3 protein-coding genes are annotated in these 3385 nt (G+C 62.6%); all 3 read right to left on the bottom strand.

Going from position 1 to position 3385, the window contains the following annotated elements:
- Positions 1 to 515: 515 nt before the first annotated feature.
- Genes mphR(A) through OKC42_RS22505 form a run of 3 tightly spaced genes read right to left on the bottom strand, consistent with a single transcriptional unit; the run spans position 516 to position 3240 of the window.
- Complete coding sequence (gene mphR(A), locus OKC42_RS22515; protein ID WP_001137892.1) at positions 516 to 1100, bottom strand: macrolide-binding transcriptional repressor MphR(A); 585 nt, start codon at positions 1098 to 1100, stop codon at positions 516 to 518.
- Positions 1100 to 2338 carry a macrolide resistance MFS transporter Mrx(A) gene (mrx(A), locus tag OKC42_RS22510; RefSeq protein ID WP_000004159.1) on the bottom strand — a complete coding sequence of 413 codons (1239 nt, stop codon included), beginning with the start codon at positions 2336 to 2338 and terminating at the stop codon, positions 1100 to 1102. Before mrx(A) ends, mphR(A) begins: the two co-directional genes overlap by 1 nt.
- The gene (locus OKC42_RS22505) at positions 2335 to 3240 is read right to left on the bottom strand and encodes an Mph(A) family macrolide 2'-phosphotransferase (protein ID WP_000219391.1); all 906 of its coding nucleotides are present in this window, start codon (positions 3238 to 3240) and stop codon (positions 2335 to 2337) included. The genes mrx(A) and OKC42_RS22505 overlap by 4 nt, the downstream gene beginning before the upstream one ends.
- Between the last annotated feature and the right edge of the window lie 145 nt (positions 3241 to 3385).

Genomic DNA, 3385 nt, shown 5'->3' with positions numbered 1-3385 from the left:
ACCATTTCGCAGCAGCCGCCTGATCGGCGCAGAGCGACAGCCTACCTCTGACTGCCGCCAATCTTTGCAACAGAGCCCGCCGTGCTAGTCTGCTCGGTGATGGTGGAGTGAAGCCAACCCGCAATCGGGTTATGAATCTGCATCGCGATTCGCAATCAGCTGTCTCTTGAGCATGTCGAACTCCTGCGATGTTATCTCGCCGTGCTCGTGCTGCTACACCAACTTGTCCAACTCATCCGCCACACCGCTCCCCACCACCTGCGATGGCCAGGTTGTTTGCTGGGCGCATTGGCGGAGTATCGTCTCGACCCGGGACACCCACACCGGCACAACCTTACGGGAGTGATTCACTGTCAAAGAATCGGCCCGGTGCTCTGACGCAAGTATCGGGATGGTCACCATTTGTAAGCCGTAGACCTGAGTGGTGATCAAGACTTCGATACCACCGACCGTACCGGTACTAATCGACGACGGTCGTGTTCGTCGCCTGCCGCAGGGACTCTGCACACCTCCGTTTACGCATGTGCCTGGAGGAGTTGGAAATCGTCGTGTTCGGGAAACATTAAACACAGGATGGCAGCGATCTGAGCCAGCACATGATCAGCTAGCTCACCATCCGGATCGACGGCCCACTGCATCGTCGCGCCAGCGATGACCGAGTGCAGGAGCAACTCAGCTGCCGCAGGAGCACCTGGGGGCAGTCGCTTGCGGATCCCCTCCACCACCGCGCGGTTCCGCTGGATCGCAAGCGTGCGTAGCTCCGGCACCTGGAGCTCGTACCAGGAGATGAGATAGTTCACCGAGAAGTCGTTGCGAGTGTTCATGCTCCGAACGAGCACCTGCAAAAATTCCCAGAGCCCTTGCGGCCCTGCGCCTATCGGTATCGCATTCAGGTAATGCCGCACCTGCTCGACGCCGCGCTCCATCATCCTCACCAGCAGCGTATCGCGGTTGGTGAAGCGCTGGATTAACGCTGCGCGGGAGAGCCCCACCTCCTTTGCTACTCCGCTGAGCGTGAACTCTATGGGACCGCAACGCTTCAGCACTACGGTGGCGGCCTCGAGTACCTCGTCATCGGACTTGAGCTTGGGGCGGGGCATCAGTGTTCACCTTCTGTATGGGTTGGGGCGGAGGCTGTGGCTGCCGCCGCCATTGTAGCAAATTGAAGACGGAGCGAGAGTAGAGCCACGAGCCCCGCAAACACGGCCGATACAACGAGGCCAGGGAGCGGACCAGCAAGGTCGACAAACGCGCCGGCCGCAAGCATAACCATGGGCGAGGCTGACAGCATCACCGCCGAGACCGTGCCGAGTACCCGGCCGAGAAGTTCTGGCGGCGTGCGGTTGTAGATGGCAGCGTTGAGAATGGGAGAGACTGAGCCGGTCAGCAGTCCCACGAGCGCGCCCAACAACATCAGCACCGGCACGCCTGGCAACTGTGAAAGCAGAAGCGAGCCCACCGCAGAGCCACAAAATGCCACCGCCAGCCAGTTCTGCGCTGATATCCGGGCGCCGACCGACGCATGAATGGCAATGCCAAGGAGACCACCAGCCCCCATCATTGAGGAGAACAGCCCGAGCTCTGCTACTTGGCGTCCTGCATCTACAAACAGCGCAGGCATGATGACGCTGCCGTTGGCGCCAACGATGCCCACGAAGATCATCACTATACCAAAGAGAGGGCGCAGCAGGGGTTCGCTCCAGAGAAAAGCGACGCCGGCGCGCATGGAGAGAGTCGCCGTCGTGGTCATCGTCCGAGCGGCACGCGCGGGAAGCACCCACGCGCCGAGCAGACCTGCAAGGACGGAGCAGAACGCCGTCAGCCCGAGCGTTGGCGCAGCGCCAAGCAGGCCGATTGCGGCCCCCCCAAGGGCCGGGCCACCTAGAATCGCGACGTTCCCGATCACCGCTTTCAGTGACGAGACGCGCTCAACGGAGAGCCCGGCGACGTGGCCGAGTTTGGGCAGCTCACTGTCCTGCGCGGCCATACCGGGTGCGTCGAACGCGGCACCGAGCACCACGCAAGCGATCAGCCCAGTGTTCGAGAGGGCGCCAACGGCATCGAGCAGTGGGATGCTCGCCATGGCCACGCCGCCCACCACACCCGAGATCAATGCGACGGGCGCGCGCCCGAACCGATCGACGAGGCCACCACCAACCCACGCGCCGATGATGGTCGCGATGACGCTGCTAGCGGCCGTGGCGCCCGCCCAGGCCGCGCTCTTTGTATGAGACAGGACGAACCATGGAAGCGCGAGGGCCGCCACCGCGTTGCCGATCCGGAAGAGAAAGGTCGCCGCGAACAGCGTCGCGAGCGGGCTATATCGACGTTCGCTCATTCCGCTGCGGCGAGCTGCGCCTTCGCCGCAGCGAGGTACTCTTCGTTACCCGAGTCGAGGGCGAAGAGTGCGTAGGTGACCGCCCCGAACGCAAGGCGCTCCGCGATGTGGTGGGCGAGCCGCGGCCACACCCGGCCACCGGCCGCTTCATACGTGAGGAGGAGCTTCGCGAGCCCCTCTTCACCAAAGACCATAAGGTGCGCGGCCATGTCGATGGCAGGGTCATCAACGCGGGCCTCGCTCCAGTCGATCATCCCGCTGACGCGCTCCGTGTTGTCGATGAGCACATGGCCCACGTAGAGATCGCCATGCACCACCACGGAGAAATCTGGCCACGACGAATCGTCGTCGAGCCAGCGCTGCCACCGGTGGAGGCGCTTGTCGTTCACCACGAACTCGCGTCGGACGCGGTCAACGTCGTCGGCCACCTTCTGACGGGCCTGCGTCGGTGTACGGATGAGCATCCCCGCATCCACGGCGGCGGAAATGGGGACGGCATGCAGGGCGGCGAGCGCGGTCGCGAAGCTCTCCGCGAAGACCTCCGAGTCCTGCGGCACGACCCAGTCGGGCGTGGACGAACCAGGCTGGATGACCATCGCAGTCGAGTCTTCGAGCATGGGATAGGCAACGAGCTCGGCGTTGGCCACGCGCCAGTCCGGCACCGCGAACGGCAGGCGATTCTTGAGCATTGCCAGCACCCGCGCCTCTGGTTCGACCTTCGCGCTTACCTCGGCTCGGCGCGGGATGCGCAGCACCCACCGACGTCCATCGTCGACGGTGGCGATCACGATCCTATAGTCGAGCCCAAGCTCATTGACAGTCAGCGGGCCATGGAGCTTGAGCCCATGTCGGGCTGCAAGTGCGTACAGTTGGGAGGTATCGGCGGTCGTGACTACGGTCATGATTCACTCCTGAGGGCTTGACGGGTTTAGCCACCTAAATGTAACAGTCACGTCGGTTATATTCAATCCGGCACTGTTGCAAAGTTAGCGATGAGGCAGCCTTTTGTCTTATTCAAAGGCCTTACATTTCAAAAACTCTGCTTAC

This window comes from Aeromonas sp. Y311-2, from assembly GCF_027706025.1.
Lineage (GTDB): Bacteria > Pseudomonadota > Gammaproteobacteria > Enterobacterales > Aeromonadaceae > Aeromonas > Aeromonas veronii.
The sequence above is the reverse complement of the archived record's forward strand: the minus strand, read 5'-3'. Positions and strand labels throughout refer to the sequence as shown.